Source organism: Streptomyces sp. NPDC053673 (assembly GCF_055585225.1).
Genome location: NZ_JBVJKN010000029.1, coordinates 10,739 through 25,157, shown reverse-complemented (window position 1 = coordinate 25,157; position 14,419 = coordinate 10,739). Strand labels below are relative to the sequence as shown.

Below are 14,419 nucleotides of genomic sequence, written 5' to 3'. Positions count from 1 at the left end.
CGAGAGTCCGCCGCCATGTACGAGCTGTCCCGGGTCCGCCTCTACTCCATCGGACCTGCCGGTGCGCGCTACGCCGACACCGTGCTGGACCTGCGCGGAGTCGGCGAGCCCGTGCCCAACCCGGCTCCGATGCAAGCCGAGTTCTTCGAGGAGGAGCCTGTCGGCCCGCCGCGCCGCCCGGCCCCCGCGGGCGTGCTCTTCCTGGAGAACGGCGGCGGCAAGTCCGTCCTGCTCAAGCTGATCTTCTCGGTGATGCTTCCCGGCCATCGCAACACACTGGGCGGCGCCAGCTCCGGCGTACTGCGCAAGTTCCTGCTCGCCGACGACTGCGGCCACGTCGCCCTGGAGTGGCAGCACACCCTCACCGGGGAACTGGTCGTCGTCGGCAAGGTCAGCGAGTGGCGGGGCCGGCAGGTCTCCAACGACCCCCGGAAGTTCGCCGAGGCCTGGTACTCCTTCCGGCCCGGGCCCGGACTCAGCCTCGACTCCCTGCCGGTCGCCGAATCCACCGCCGTCCGCCCGCCCGTCGAAGGCGCGTCCGGCGCACAGGGGCGGCGCCGCACGATGAAGGGCTTCCGGGACGCGATCACCGAGGCGGGCAAGGCATACCCGCATCTCGAGGTGTACTGGGAGGAGATCCACGACCGCTGGAACGAGCACCTCGGCGACGTCGGCCTCGACCCGGAACTCTTCCGCTACCAGCGGGAGATGAACGCGGACGAGGGTGAGGCCGCGGGCCTCTTCGCGGTGAAGAAGGACTCCGACTTCACCGACCTGCTGCTCCGTGCCGTCACCGACACCCGTGACACTGACGGACTCGCCGACCTCGTCAGCGGCTTCGGCAACAAGCTGGGCCGCCGGGCCGAGCTCACCGCCGAGCGCGACTTCACGGCGGGCTCCGTCGATCTGCTCGGCCGCATCGTGGAGGCGGCCGGGGCGCGCACCCGGGCCCGCGACATCCACGCGGGCGCCGAGCGGCGCACCCGCACACTCGCCCGCAGGCTCTCCGTCCGCGCAGGCGAGGAGCGCGGCCGCGCCGCCGACCTCGCCCAGCAGGTCACCGCAGCCGCCCATACCGTGACCGAGGCCGAGCAGTCCCGCAGCCGCAGCTCCCTGATCGCGGCCGAACTGGCCTACCGGCACGCGTCGCTGGCGCTCACCGTCGCCGAGAAGGGGGCCGCGGCGCAGCGCCGCGAGCTGATCGACGCACGCACACTGCACTCCGCCTGGCAGGCCGCCGAGGCGGTCCTCAGGCACCGCGCCGCCGCCGACCGCGCGGCGCGGGTCGCCGCGGCCATTCGCGAGGCCGAGCGGGACGCCGCGCCCGCACTGGCCGCCCGTGCCAAGGCCGCCGCCGATCTCGTGCGCGCGCTGCACTCCGCCGCCGAGGACGGCGAGCGCGTCGCCAACGAGGAGGAGGAGCGCTCCGCCGCGCTCCAGGAGGCCGGCGAGTCCGCCCACCGTGACGCCACCGCCGCCGCGACCGAGGCCCAGCGCGCCCGCAGCGAGGCCGGTCATCTGCGCCAGCGCCTCGCCGAGGTCGAGCAGGAGACCGCCGAAGCGGTCCGTGCCGGCTGGCTCGACGACACCGCCCCCGACGCCGACCCGGCCCGGGCCGCCCTCGCCGCGAGCGACGCCGAGAAGACCGCGGTCGCCACGTGGGACGCCGCCCGCGACGCCGCCCGCACGGCCGCGGACCGCGCCCGCGAGGCCGCCGCCGCGGAGACCCGTGCCGAACTGACCGCGGCCCGCGCGTCCGACGCGGCCCAGGCCGCGGAGCACGCGTACGAGGCGGAGCTCCGTGCCGCCGCCTCGATCGCCGAATCGGAGCGCCTCGCGGAACTGCTGAGCCTGCCCGCGGTCACCGCGCCCGGTACGCCCCGGCTGCCGGGCGCGACGGCCGGCGCCGGCCCTGCCGACGGCACAGCGGTTGCCGACCCGGCCGACGGCCCTGCGTCGGCCGCCCCGGCCACGTCCGGCACCGGCGCCGCCGGGACCCCGGGCGCCCACGCGCAGGCGGGGCCCGGGAACTCCGCCCCGGGCGCCGGTTCCGTACCGGCACGGGCGGACGCCGGGCCCTCCGCGGGCGGCGACTCCGCCGAGGGCGACATGTCCGGGCCCGCTCCCCGCGGAGCCGGGCAGCACCGCGAAGGCACCGGCCCTGCTGCGACGGGCTCCGCTCCCGCCGCCGGGAACGCGGCCGTCGAGGGCACCGCGGCGACCGGCCACACCGCGTCCGGCGCCGGTGACGGCCGGCACGGTCCCGTGCGGAGCACCGAAGGCCCCCTCACCGCCGACGAGTTGGACCGCTACGCCGACGAACTGCGCGAGCTGCTCGACCAAGGAGTCGCTGCCGCCGAGCGGCAGCTGTTCGATCTGCGGACCGCCGCCGCCGACGACGCCCGCATTCTTGGAGCGCTCGGTGACGGCGGACTGCTGCCGCCGGGGCCCGATGTGCTGGCCACCGTCGAGTTCCTCGGCGAGCACGGCATTCCCGCGCTGCCCGGGTGGCGTTACCTCGCGCAGGCCGTCGATCCCGCCGATCACGCCGCGGTTCTGGCCGCGCGGCCGGAGCTGGTCGACGGCGTCGTGATCACCGACCCCGTCTCGTACGCGAGGGCACGCGAGGCACTGGCCGGGGCCGCGCTGCTGCCGCGTTCCGCGGTGGCCGTCGGCACCGCCGCCGCGCTCCTCGCGCCGGTACCGGGCCCGGGCGTCGGGGGCGAGGGCAGCTCGTCCGAGGTGTTCCTCGTCCCGCCGAACCCGGCCATGCACGACGAGCACGCCGCCGACGAGGAACGGCAGGCGCTCCGCGCCAGGGCGGCCGCGCGGGACGAGGAGATCAGGACCCTGGCGGCCCGGCTGGCGGGCGACCGTGCGCTCGCCGCCCGCATCGGGTCGTGGCGCGCCGACTGCCCGCCCGGCATGCTCGCCGAGCTCGCCGAGGCCGCGCGCACCGCCAAGGAGGCCGTCGAAGCCGCGGAGGAGGCACTCGCCGAGGCCCGGACCGTACGCACGGAGGCGGACGAGGCCGCCGGCGACGCCGCCCGCGTACGCGACGAGCGGCAGGACACCGCCCAGCGAGCCCGCCGCGCGGCGGACGCGCTCGCCGGGCTCGCGTTCCGGCTCCGGGAGCGCGCCGGCTGGCAGGCGAAGCTCCGTGAACTCGCCGACGACGCGGCCGAGTCGGAGGCCCGGGCGACGACCTGTCTGGAGCGGGCGCGGGCCGCCGACGAGGACCGCCGCGCCGCCCAGCGCGCCGCCGACGACGCCCGTCGCACCGCACGCGCGCTCCGGGCCGAGCGCGCCGAGATCGCCGGAGCCCCCGAACAACTGCCGGAGCCGGACGCCGAAGACCCCGACGTACCGCGCGCCGCGCTGCCCGCCCTGCGTGAGGCGTACCGGGCAGCCTCCCAGCTGTACGAGAAGGTCGGCGTCGGCGCCGATCTGCGCGCCGAACAGGCCCGCGCCGAGAGCGACGAGAGCGCCGCGCTGGGCGAGCTCGACCGGCTCACCAACAAGGTCCGCACCCGCGCCGCCCAGCTGCTGGAGGGCACCGACGGCGCCGACGGCCCGTCCCGGCAGGCCGCGGCCGCCCGCGCCGAATCACTCGTCCAGATGCTGGAGTCCCGCGCCTCCGAGGCGAGCGAGAAGCTCGGCCGGCTCCGCGGCGAGGCGGAGCGCCTGGCACCCGTGGACGGTGAGGCGCACACCGAACTGCCCGACGAGCTCGTCCCCGTGGACGCCGAGCAGGCCCAGACCCTGCTGCGCACGGCCACCGCCGAACTCGCCGCCCGCTCCGAGGCGCTGGACACCGCCCGCGCCACCCACGCCGAGCTGCTGCGCGCCCATCGTGGCGCCGAGGACGCCGCGGGCGGCTTCGACGAGACCGCTGCGCTCCTGCGCGACCTGCTCCGGGACCACGCGGAGGACGAGCAGGAGGCACCCGAGCCCTACCCGGGCACGTTGGAGGAGGCCCGGCACTCCGCGGCCGAGGCCCGCCGCTCGCTGCGCGGCTGCACGGCCGACCTGTCCGCCGCCGAATCGGCCGTGCGCGAGGCGAGCGACGTGCTCGTACGCCACGCCAACTCCACCCGCTACGAGGCGGTACGCACCCCCGCCCGCCAGCAGATCCGGGAGCTCCCCGCGGCCGCGCTGCCCGAGCACGCGGCGAAGTGGGCCGAGGCCTTCGCGCCCAGGCTGCGCGTCCTCACCGACGAGCTCGCCCAGTTGGAGCGCAACCGTGACTCCATCGTGGACCGGCTTCGCGGACTCGTGGAGTCCGCGCTCGCCACGCTCCGCTCGGCACAGCGGCTCTCCCGACTGCCCGAGGGCCTCGGCGAATGGTCCGGCCAGGAGTTCCTCCGCATCCGCTTCGAGGAGCCGGACCAGGCGAGCCTCGCCGAACGGCTCGGCGAAGTCATCGACGAGGCGACCCGCGCCGCCGTGAAGAAGAACTCCGATCTGCGCCGGGACGGCATGTCACTGCTGCTGCGCGGCGTCCAGGCGGCGCTCCAGCCGAAGGGCGTCGCCGTCGAGATCCTGAAGCCGGACGCGGTGCTGCGTGCCGAGCGCGTCCCGGTCGGGCAGATGGGCGACGTCTTCTCCGGCGGCCAGCTACTCACCGCCGCCATCGCGCTGTACTGCACCATGGCGGCCCTGCGCAGCAACGACCGCGGCCGGGACAAGCACCGGCACGCCGGCACGCTGTTCCTCGACAACCCCATCGGCCGCGCCAACGCGACGTATCTGCTGGAGCTGCAGCGCGCGGTCTCGGACGCTCTCGGGGTCCAGTTGCTGTACACCACGGGGTTGTTCGACACGACCGCCCTCGCCGAGTTCCCACTGGTCATCAGGCTGCGCAACGACGCGGACCTGCGGGCGGGGCTGAAGTACATCAGCGTCGAGGAGCATCTGCGTCCCGGCCTGCCTCAGCAGCGCACCGACGGCGAGACCGTGCACGGAGAGATCACCGCGACCCGGATGTTCAAGCGAGGCGCGGACCAGCCGGCATCCACTGCCGTACCCAAGTCCGCGGACCAGCCGGCACCCGCCGCCGAGCCGGCCCCGGCCGGGCAGCCGGCGCTTCCGGCGCTTCCGGCGCAGAGCGCACCGCACTCGGACGACGTCACCGCCCCCTAGTCCGCCCCGGGGCACGGGACTTCAGGCTTCGGACAGCCTGCTGCCCGTGCCCCGCCTCCGTATCCGCGCGGCCTCGCGGGCTGCGGCGCGGGCCGTCCGCCGGGCACGCCGCCGCTCACGCCGGAGCTGCCGCGCCGTGCTGCTCGGCACCGACACCACCCCGTGCCGCTGGTTCCACACCTGGCGGGTCACCCAGACGTCCAGCACCGCCCAGGTCGCCAGTACTGTGCTGCCCACGCTGCTCAGCACCATCGGGAACGCAAGCCAGGACCCCGTCACCGAGCAGAAGAAGGCCACCATCGCCTGAATCAGCGTCACCGCCGTCACGATCACGGCACGCACGGCCGCCGTGCGCACCGGATCCGGCATTCGCCGCCGCGCCACCGGGTCCTCCACCCAGATCCGCCGCGGCACACCCGTCTCGTCCGCCGTCCCCATGGTCTGCGTTCACTCCCCACCGCTGTCCGACTGCAGGGTGGCTGCCCGGCTTTGGCCCGTTTACGCCGACGGGCCCAGTCCCACCCTGCCCCCGCAACTCCTGCTCCCCGCACAGAAGGACGAACGGCCCGCAAGGAAGATTCCCGTGGAACGAAGAATTCCAGCCATACGTTCACGAACCGAATGCGACGTCCTGCCAGGTGTCCTGAGCCACAGTGAGGAGTTCCATCTCCCCGAATACCAGGACAACTCATGATCAACCCAATCGGCTGCGGCTGAAAATCGTCCCGGACGCGCCTTCGAGTTGTCACTGCGTCAGTAGTAGGCTCGCGCCGTTTGTTGACGCAGGATGCAAGAAGCGACACGACGCAGGCACCACGGAAACACCGCACCGCGAAACACCGCGCCACGTAATAGACACGCACGACACACACAAGCCGTCGGACATCACCACCCGCGACCGACGCGGGTCGAGCTGGGGGAGGCCATGCGCTTTCGCGGGAAGTCCATCCGCAGGAAGATCGTGGCGTTGTTGCTTGTGCCGCTCGTGTCCCTCACCGCGCTGTGGGGCTTCGCGACGGCGCTCACCGGCCGCGAGGCCAAGCAGCTGCTGGACGTCGGGTACATCGTCGAGAAGGTCGGTTATCCCCTCGAGGACACCGTCCGTGTCATCCAGAAGGAACGACGCCAGACGCTCGTCTATCTGGCCGACCCACGCGCCTCCGACGCCCTGCCCACATTGCGCCGCCAACGGGCCCTCACCGACAGGGCCGTGGCCGAAATCCGCGCGAACGCGCAGGACTCAGGCGTCCGTGACTCCGTGCACCCTGATGTCGCACGCCGGCTCGATCTGCTCGTCGACGCGCTCGACGGACTCGGCTCGCTGCGCCGCAACGTCGAGCAGAGCGCCATCACCCGTGCCCAGGCACTCGAGTTCTACAACCGGCTCGTCGATCCCTGCTACAGCTTCCTCACCTCCCTTCATGCCCTGGAGAGCGTGGAGCTGGAGAAGCAGGGCCGCGCGCTCGTCGGCGTGGTACGCGCCCGTGAGCTGCTCTCCCGCGAGGACGCGCTCGTGACCTCGGCGCTGATCACGCGCCACGTCACCGCCGAGGAGATACGCGCGATCTCCGATCTCGCCGCCAACCGCAAGCTCCTGTACGAGATCAACCTCGAGGTACTGCCCGCGTCCGAGCGAGAGATCCTCGAACAGTACTGGCGCAGCCCCGACACCCAGCCGCTGCGCGAGGCCGAGGAGAAGCTGATCGCGGCCGGCGCCACCAAGCAGCCGCGCGTCGTCGACGTCGAGCGCTGGGAGCAACTGGCCACTCCGGTTCTGGAGAATCTCGCCAAGCAGTCCACCGAGGCGGGCGACCGCTACCAGGACCGCGTCGAGCCCGCCGCGTACGGCGTCCTCGTCAAGGCAGGAATCGCCGGTGTTCTCGGCTTCCTCGCTCTTCTGGTCTCCATCGTCGTGTCCGTACGCATCGGCCGCGATCTGGCCCGCGCGCTCTCCCGGCTGCGCAAGGAGGCCCACGAGGTCTCCGGGGTCCGTCTGCCCAGCGTCATGCGCAGGCTCGCAGCGGGCGAGCATGTCGACATCCACACCGAGGCGCCGCACCTCGAGTACGAGAAGGACGAGATCGGCCAGGTCGGGCAGGCACTCAACACCCTGCAGCGGGCCGCGGTCGAAGCCGCCGTCAAGCAGGCCGACATGCGCCGCGGCGTCTCCGAGGTCTTCGTCAACCTCGCCCGCCGCAACCAGGTGCTGCTCCACCGGCAGCTCACCCTCCTCGACACGATGGAGCGTCGGACGGAGGACACCGAGGAGCTCGCGGACCTGTTCCGCCTGGACCACCTCACGACGCGCATGCGCCGCCACGCCGAGGGCCTGGTGATCCTCTCCGGCGCCGCCCCCTCCCGCCAGTGGCGCAAGCCGATCCAGCTGATGGACGTCGTACGCGCCGCGGTCGCCGAGGTCGAGGACTACGAACGCATCGAGGTGCGGCGGCTGGCCCGCATCGGTGTGGGCGGCCCCGCCGTCGCCGACCTCACCCACCTCATCGCCGAACTGCTGGAGAACGCCACGGTGTTCTCGCCCCCGCACACCGCCGTCCAGGTGCACGGCGAGCGGGTCGCGAACGGCTTCACGCTGGAGATCCACGACCGGGGCCTCGGGATGACCCCCGATGCGCTGCTCGACGCGAACCTCCGGCTCGCCGAGACCCCCGAGTTCGAGCTCTCCGACACCGACCGGCTCGGCCTGTTCGTGGTCAGCCGGCTCGCGCAGCGGCAGAACGTCCGTGTCTCGCTGCAGCCTTCGCCGTACGGAGGGACCACCGCGGTCGTCTTCATCCCTGCTTCGCTGCTCACCGACGCCCCCGAGACCGAGGGCACCGGCTTCCGCCTCGACCGCAAGACCACCAGGGGCGACCGGGACGCCGCCAGGCGCCGCTCCGAGGGCGGCAGACTCGCGGCGCTCTCCCAGGTGCCCACCGGACTGACCGGTCCTTCGGTGCTCGACGGCCCGGTCGAACTGGAGGCGCCCGTCGGCACGCTGGGCCCGGGGGACCGTCCCGCTCTCGACGCCATCGATCCGACGGGCCCGACCGACGCGATCGACACGGTCGAACCGATTAACGCCGTCACTGACATCGGGGACATCGAGGACACCGACAGTGAGCGCGGCGGGCTGTTCCGCGCCCGCGACTTCCTGCGCACGCCCGCGGACGAGCAGCATCAGCAGGCCTCCGACCAGGTGCCGGAGCGGCCGCGGAGCGCCTCGCGCCCGGTGGGAGCGGGGCCGATCCCGCTGCCTCGCCGCAAGCCGCCGACGCTCGTCGCCGACCGTGGGCGCCGGGTGGACGAAGCAGGCCGCTCCCACCCGCCCATCGGCCAAGGAGGGGACGTGCCCACCGGCCCGGGACGGGAGGCACCCACCGGCCGTGCGACCGCTCCGGCGACCGGATCGGCCGGCGGCCCCCTGCCCCTCAGGAGCACGCCGGCGCCCGCGGCCGACGCCCCCGCGCGGCCCGGGGACGCGCCTGCCTGGCCCTCGGGTCCCGGCCCCGCCGCCACCTCCGGAAGCACACCGTCCGGGCAGACGCTGAACGGCCTGCCCCGCCGCGTCCGCCAGGCCAGCCTCGCCCCGCAGCTGCGTGACACATCGAGCGGACACACCAGCGGCACGCCCGCCGCGGCCGACGCCGAGGCACAGGACATCGAACGTGACGCGGATGAAGTACGCGTCCGCATGGCCTCGCTGCAACGCGGCTGGCAGCGCGGGCGCCGGCAGAACGCCGAGGACGGCACCGGCCCCGGCGAGACAGCACCAGGAACGACACCGGAGGGGAACGGTCGATGACCGCACCGAACGCCGCAGCACCCGACACGACCAGGAGCGGCGAGCTCAACTGGCTCCTCGACGAGCTGGTCCAGCGGGTCGGCTCCATCCGCAAGGCCCTCGTGCTCTCCGGCGACGGCCTCGCGACAGGCAAGTCCATGGACCTCACCCAGGAGGACGGTGAGCATCTGGCCGCCGTCGCCTCCGGGTTCCACAGCCTCGCCAAGGGCGTCGGCCGCCACTTCGACGCGGGACGGGTACGGCAGACCGTCGTCGAGCTCGACGACGCCTTCCTCTTCGTCACCGCGGCGGGCGACGGCAGCTGTCTCGCCGTGCTGTCCGACGCCGACTCCGACGTCGGCCAGGTCGCGTACGAGATGACGCTGATGGTCAAGCGCGTCGGCGTCCACCTCGCGACGGCACCACGCACCGGACTGGCCGCCGGAGGGTGAGTGGACCGGCATGACTGACGTCAGACAGCAGGTCCAGCAGCCGCACCACTGGTTCGACGACGACGCGGGACCGGTGGTCCGTCCGTACGCGATGACACGCGGCCGTACCAGCAGTACGACCCGGCAGCAGCTCGATCTCATCGCGCTCGTCGTCCCGGAGCCGGCCGCCGACGACCCCGGCCGCGACCAGACGCTCTCGCCCGAACATGTCGAGATCGTCGAACGCTGCAGCACCATCCCCCAGTCGATCGCCGAGCTCGCAGCGGGCCTGGACCTCCCCGTCGGGGTGGTCCGGGTCCTCGTGGGCGATCTCGTCGAGGACGCACTGGTCCACGTAACCCGTCCCGTTCCGCCGGCCGAGCTGCCGGACGTGAGTATTCTCCGCGAGGTGATCAATGGTCTTCGGGCGCTCTAGCCGCAAGGAGCCGCCGGTGGAGCCGGTGACACTGAAGATCCTGGTCGCGGGTGGCTTCGGGGTCGGAAAGACGACCCTGGTGGGCGCGGTCAGCGAGATCAAGCCGCTGCGGACCGAGGAGACCCTGAGCGAGGCCGGCCGGCCCGTGGACGATCTCGACGGCGTCGAGTCCAAGAGCACCACCACCGTCGCCATGGACTTCGGCCGGATCACCCTCCGCGAGGACCTGGTGCTCTACCTCTTCGGCACACCGGGTCAGGACCGTTTCTGGTTCCTCTGGGACGAGCTGGCCCAGGGCGCGCTCGGCGCGGTCGTCCTCGCCGACACCCGCCGCCTGGAGGACTCCTTCGCAGCCATCGACTACTTCGAACGCCGGGGGATCCCGTTCACCGTCGGGGTCAACTGCTTCGAGGGCGCGGACCGCTTCCCGTCCGACTCCGTGCGGGCCGCACTCGACCTCGACCCCGAGGTGCCGCTGATGATGTGCGACGCCCGCGACCGTGAGTCGGTCAAGTCGGTGCTGGTCGCGGTCGTGGAACACGCGCTGGTGCGCTCCACCCGGGAGCGCGAGCCCGCGACCACCTGAAGTGACACGGCCCGTACCCCCACCGACAGGGGTACGGGCCGTGGCTCATGCGGGACAGCAGGCCTACGCGCCGTCCTCCTTGTGCCAGCCGAAACTGCGCTCCACCGCCCTGCGCCAGTTGTCGTACTCCCGCTCGCGGGTCTCCGCGGCCATCCGGGGCGACCACTCGACATCGCGGCGCCAGTGCGCCTTCAGCTCGTCCAGACCGCCCCAGACGCCGGTCGCGAGACCGGCCGCGTACGCCGCGCCCAGGCAGGTCGTCTCGGACACCTTGGGCCGGATCACCGGTACGCCCAGCACATCCGCCTGATGCTGCATCAGCAGTTGGTTCGCGGTCATTCCGCCGTCGACCTTCAGCGTGGTGATCGGCACTCCCGAGTCCTGGTACATCGCGTCGACGACCTCACGCGTCTGCCAGCTCGTGGCCTCCAGCACCGCCCGCGCCAGGTGTGCCTTGGTGACGTACCTGGTCAGGCCAGTGATGACACCGCGGGCGTCGGACCGCCAGTACGGCGCGTACAGACCGGAGAAGGCAGGCACGATGTACGCCCCGCCGTTGTCGTCGACGCTCGCCGCCAGGGTTTCGATCTCGTCGGCGCTGCGGATGATCCCGAGCTGGTCCCGGAACCACTGCACCAGGGCGCCGGTGATCGCGATCGACCCCTCCAGGCAGTAGACGGGGGCGGCGTCACCGATCTTGTAGCCGAGGGTCGTGATCAGCCCGCTCTTCGACGGAACCGGCCGGCTTCCCGTGTTGAGCAGGAGGAAACTCCCTGTCCCGTACGTGTTCTTCGCCGTGCCGGTGTCGTAGCAGGCCTGGCCGAACACGGCAGCCTGCTGGTCGCCGAGGGCGGAGGCGACCGGCACGCCCTGGAGCTGGCCGACGGCCGTCCCGTACACCTCGGCCGAGGACCTGATCTCCGGAAGGACCGCTTCCGGCACATTCATCGCCGCGAGGATCGAGGAGTCCCACTGGAGGGTCTCCAGATTCATCAGCATCGTGCGGGAGGCGTTGGTGACGTCCGTGACGTGGACCCCGCCGTCCGTGCCGCCCGTCAGGTTCCAGATCAGCCAGGAGTCGATGGTGCCGAACGCGATCTGGCCACGCTCGGCCCGGCCGCGCAGCCCCGGCACATTGTCCAGCAGCCAGGCCGCCTTGGGTCCGGAGAAGTAGCTGGCGAGCGGCAGTCCGGTCGCGTCACGGAAACGGTCCTGCCCGTCCGGGCCGCCGAGTTCGGTGCAGAGAGCAGAGGTACGGGTGTCCTGCCAGACGATCGCGTTGTGCACGGGCTTGCCGGTCGCCCGGTCCCACAGGACGGTCGTCTCGCGCTGGTTGGTGATGCCGAGCGCGCTCAGCTGTCCGGCGCGCAGCCCTGCCTTGGCGAGCGCCCCCGCCACCACCGCCTGGACCTTGGACCAGATCTCGGTGGCGTCGTGCTCCACCCAGCCGGGCTTGGGGAAGATCTGACGGTGTTCCCGCTGGTCGACGGCGACGATGGCGCCGTCCTGGTCGAAGATGATGCAGCGGCTGGACGTGGTGCCCTGGTCGATGGCGGCGACGTACTTCTGGGAGGTGTCCGTCATGACGTCCCCTTGTGGGTCTGGGGGCCGAGCCCCCGGTTTGATGGTCAGAACGCTGCGTTGAAGATCAGACCCGCGAGGAGACCGCCGAGGAGCGGGCCGGCCACCGGTATCCAGGCGTAGCCCCAGTCGGACGTCCCCTTGTTGGGGATGGGCAGCAGCGCGTGGGTGATCCGCGGCCCCAGGTCGCGCGCCGGATTGATGGCGTAGCCGGTGGGCCCGCCGAGCGACACACCGATGCCGACGACGAGCAGCGACACCAGAAGGATCGAGATCCCGGAGCCGTAGATTCCGGCCGACTGGCCGGGAATCTGGCCGATGCCGATACCGGCGTTCCGCCCGAAGGCCAGGATCGGCAGGACCAGCCCGATCGTCGCGATGGTCTCGGTGACGAGGTTGGCGACGGGATTGCGGATCTCCGGAGCGGTCGAGAAGATCCCGAGCGTCGGCTGGGCGTTCTTGATGTCGGCGTTCCCCTGGAACTGCGCGTAATAGACCAGCCAGGCCAGCACGGCACCGGTGATCGCGCCGGTCATCTGCGCCAGGATGTACAGCGGCACCTTGCTCCACTCGCCGGTGTCGACGGCGACGCCCACCGTCACGGCCGGGTTGAGATGGCCACCGGACAGCGGCGCCGCGGTGTACGCGCCGGCCAGCACGCCGAATCCCCAGCCGAAGGTGATGACGATCCAGCCGGAGGCTCTCGCCTTGGAATGGTGAAGGGTGACCGCGGCGCACACGCCCGCGCCGAAGAGGATCAGTATCGCGGTGCCGATGACCTCACCGAGGAAGATGTCTGCGTTGCTCATTGCGGCTCCAGGGCTGGGTGTGGTTCCCATGGCTACGGAGCCGAAAGCGGGGGAGTGCAGGGGGTGTCCCATGCCCCGCCCGGCGTCCGTGACGAGCGTGGTGAGCGTGTCGAACTGCGGCGGTAGCGGGACCGGCGCCGACGAAGAGGCAGTTTTCCCCCGGTGTTACTGCACCGTCAAGGTCGCCGACAGCAACCGCAGTTCACAGCATGTGCTCGACTCGTCCGCAGGGAGGGCCGACCCGGGCCCGGCGGTTCAGCGGACCGCGACGACCGCCGAGCCATGGCCGAACAGACCCTGGTTCGCGGTGATTCCGGCGCGCGCGCCCGCCACCTGGCGCCCGCCCGCGGTGCCGCGCAGCTGCCAGGTCAGCTCACACACCTGGGCGATGGCCTGCGCGGGGACCGCCTCGCCGTACGACGCGAGCCCGCCGCTCGCATTGACCGGTACCCGACCGCCGAGCGCCGTCGCACCTTCCCGCACCAGTTTCGCGCCCTCCCCGGCGCCGCACAGGCCGATGTCCTCGTACCACTCCAGCTCCAGCGCCGTGGACAGGTCGTACACCTCGGCGAGCGACAGGTCCTCCGGGCCGAGCCCGGCCTCCTCGTACGCGGCCCGCGCGATGGACGCCCGGAAGCCCAGTGGAGACGGCTGCACGGCGGCAGCCGAGTCCGTGGCGATGTCCGGGAGATCGAGGACGGTCCTCGGGTAGGTCGGGGCGACGGTCGACACGGCACGGATGCGGACCGGGTCGGCCACGCCGTGCCGGCGCGCGTACTCCACGCTCGACAGGACGAGCGCCGCCCCGCCGTCCGAGGTGGCGCAGATGTCGAGCAGCCGCAGCGGGTCGGCGACGACGGCCGACGCGGCGACCTGTCCGGCGGTCACGGTCCTGCGGTAGCGGGCATACGGATTGAGCGCGCCGGCCGCCGCGTTCTTCACCTTGACCTGCGCGAAGTCCTCCAGGGTGTCGCCGTACAGCGCCATGCGGCGGCGCGCGTACAGGGCGAAGTACGCCGGGTTCGTGGCACCGAGCACGCGGAAGCGCAGCCAGTCGGGATCGTCCGGCCGGTCCCCGCCCGCGGGGGCGAAGAACCCCTTGGGGGCGGAGTCGGCACCGACGACCAGCACCACATCGGCCATGCCCGCCAGGATCTGCGCCCTGGCGGTGTTGACGGCCTGCGCCCCGGACGCGCACGCGGCGTACACGCTGGCGACGCGAGCGCCCTGCCAGCCCAGCGCCTGCGCGAAGGTCGCGCCCGCGACATAGCCGGGGTAGCCGCAGCGGACCGTGTCCGCGCCGACCACCGACTGCACGTCCTGCCAGCGGATTCCGGCGTCGGCGAGCGCCGCCCGGGCCGCGGCGGTCCCGTACTCGACGAAGCTCCGTCCCCATTTGCCCCACGGGTGCATGCCCGCGCCGAGCACGGCGATGTCGCTCACTGTGTCTTCCTGTTCGCTTCACCGGCCACGTGGCGCAGAGGTGCGGTCATCGATGTCTTCTGCGGTCCGGCGGCCGCGTGCCCGTCGCTCACTGTGTCTTCCTGTTCGCTTCTCCGGCCACGTGGCGCAGAGGTGCGGTCATCGATGTCTTCTGCGGTCCGGCGGCCGCGTGCCCGTCGCTCACTGTGTCTTCCTGTTCGCTTCTCCGGC

The 14,419-nt window shown here is 72.6% G+C and carries 9 protein-coding genes; 5 read left to right on the top strand and 4 right to left on the bottom strand.

The genetic code is table 11. The annotated features are described in order from the left end of the window. Positions 1-15: 15 nt before the first annotated feature. Entirely contained in the window at positions 16-5,142 is a 5,127-nt protein-coding gene (locus tag ACZ6ZQ_RS30280) for a hypothetical protein (protein ID WP_469771704.1), read from the top strand. 21 nt (positions 5,143-5,163) lie between these two features. On the opposite strand, the gene ACZ6ZQ_RS30275 is transcribed toward ACZ6ZQ_RS30280, so the two are convergent. Beyond that, positions 5,164-5,580: a hypothetical protein gene (locus ACZ6ZQ_RS30275; protein ID WP_469771703.1), complete on the bottom strand. Its 417-nt coding sequence runs from the start codon at positions 5,578-5,580 to the stop codon at positions 5,164-5,166. A 487-nt stretch (positions 5,581-6,067) separates the two neighbouring features. Here ACZ6ZQ_RS30275 and ACZ6ZQ_RS30270 point away from each other — a divergent pair, with 487 nt between their 5' ends. From ACZ6ZQ_RS30270 to ACZ6ZQ_RS30255, 4 genes are read left to right on the top strand one after another with little or no spacing between them, the layout of a single operon-like run. Further along, on the top strand, positions 6,068-8,944 hold the full coding sequence (locus tag ACZ6ZQ_RS30270) for a nitrate- and nitrite sensing domain-containing protein (RefSeq protein ID WP_469771702.1): 2,877 nt from the start codon (positions 6,068-6,070) through the stop codon (positions 8,942-8,944). Then, complete coding sequence (locus ACZ6ZQ_RS30265) at positions 8,941-9,375, top strand: roadblock/LC7 domain-containing protein (RefSeq protein ID WP_469771701.1); 435 nt, start codon at positions 8,941-8,943, stop codon at positions 9,373-9,375. Before ACZ6ZQ_RS30270 ends, ACZ6ZQ_RS30265 begins: the two co-directional genes overlap by 4 nt. Before the next feature lie 10 nt (positions 9,376-9,385). Next, positions 9,386-9,790, top strand: a complete 405-nt coding sequence (locus ACZ6ZQ_RS30260) for a DUF742 domain-containing protein (protein ID WP_469771700.1) — start codon at positions 9,386-9,388, stop codon at positions 9,788-9,790. After that, entirely contained in the window at positions 9,771-10,376 is a 606-nt protein-coding gene (locus ACZ6ZQ_RS30255) for a GTP-binding protein (RefSeq protein WP_469771699.1), read from the top strand. The genes ACZ6ZQ_RS30260 and ACZ6ZQ_RS30255 overlap by 20 nt, the downstream gene beginning before the upstream one ends. A gap of 63 nt (positions 10,377-10,439) precedes the next feature. Here the strand turns inward: ACZ6ZQ_RS30255 and glpK are convergent, their stop codons facing one another. The 3 genes from glpK to ACZ6ZQ_RS30240 form a co-directional block, all read right to left on the bottom strand. After that, complete coding sequence (glpK, locus tag ACZ6ZQ_RS30250) at positions 10,440-11,960, bottom strand: glycerol kinase GlpK (RefSeq protein ID WP_469771698.1); 1,521 nt, start codon at positions 11,958-11,960, stop codon at positions 10,440-10,442. Positions 11,961-12,004: 44 nt separating this feature from the next. Beyond that, entirely contained in the window at positions 12,005-12,766 is a 762-nt protein-coding gene (locus ACZ6ZQ_RS30245; protein ID WP_469771697.1) for an MIP/aquaporin family protein, read from the bottom strand. Between the two features lie 255 nt (positions 12,767-13,021). Then, positions 13,022-14,209 carry a lipid-transfer protein gene (locus ACZ6ZQ_RS30240; RefSeq protein ID WP_469771696.1) on the bottom strand — a complete coding sequence of 396 codons (1,188 nt, stop codon included), beginning with the start codon at positions 14,207-14,209 and terminating at the stop codon, positions 13,022-13,024. Positions 14,210-14,419 lie beyond the last annotated feature (210 nt).

Excerpts from the sequence above, each read along its gene's own strand:
- ACZ6ZQ_RS30280 (WP_469771704.1), top strand. The coding sequence starts at position 16 with ATGTACGAGCTGTCCCGGGTCCGCCTCTACTCCATCGGACCTGCCGGT.
- ACZ6ZQ_RS30275 (WP_469771703.1), bottom strand. The coding sequence starts at position 5,580 with ATGGGGACGGCGGACGAGACGGGTGTGCCGCGGCGGATCTGGGTGGAG.
- ACZ6ZQ_RS30270 (WP_469771702.1), top strand. The coding sequence starts at position 6,068 with ATGCGCTTTCGCGGGAAGTCCATCCGCAGGAAGATCGTGGCGTTGTTG.
- ACZ6ZQ_RS30265 (WP_469771701.1), top strand. The coding sequence starts at position 8,941 with ATGACCGCACCGAACGCCGCAGCACCCGACACGACCAGGAGCGGCGAG.
- ACZ6ZQ_RS30260 (WP_469771700.1), top strand. The coding sequence starts at position 9,386 with ATGACTGACGTCAGACAGCAGGTCCAGCAGCCGCACCACTGGTTCGAC.
- ACZ6ZQ_RS30255 (WP_469771699.1), top strand. The coding sequence starts at position 9,771 with ATGGTCTTCGGGCGCTCTAGCCGCAAGGAGCCGCCGGTGGAGCCGGTG.
- glpK (WP_469771698.1), bottom strand. The coding sequence starts at position 11,960 with ATGACGGACACCTCCCAGAAGTACGTCGCCGCCATCGACCAGGGCACC.
- ACZ6ZQ_RS30245 (WP_469771697.1), bottom strand. The coding sequence starts at position 12,766 with ATGAGCAACGCAGACATCTTCCTCGGTGAGGTCATCGGCACCGCGATA.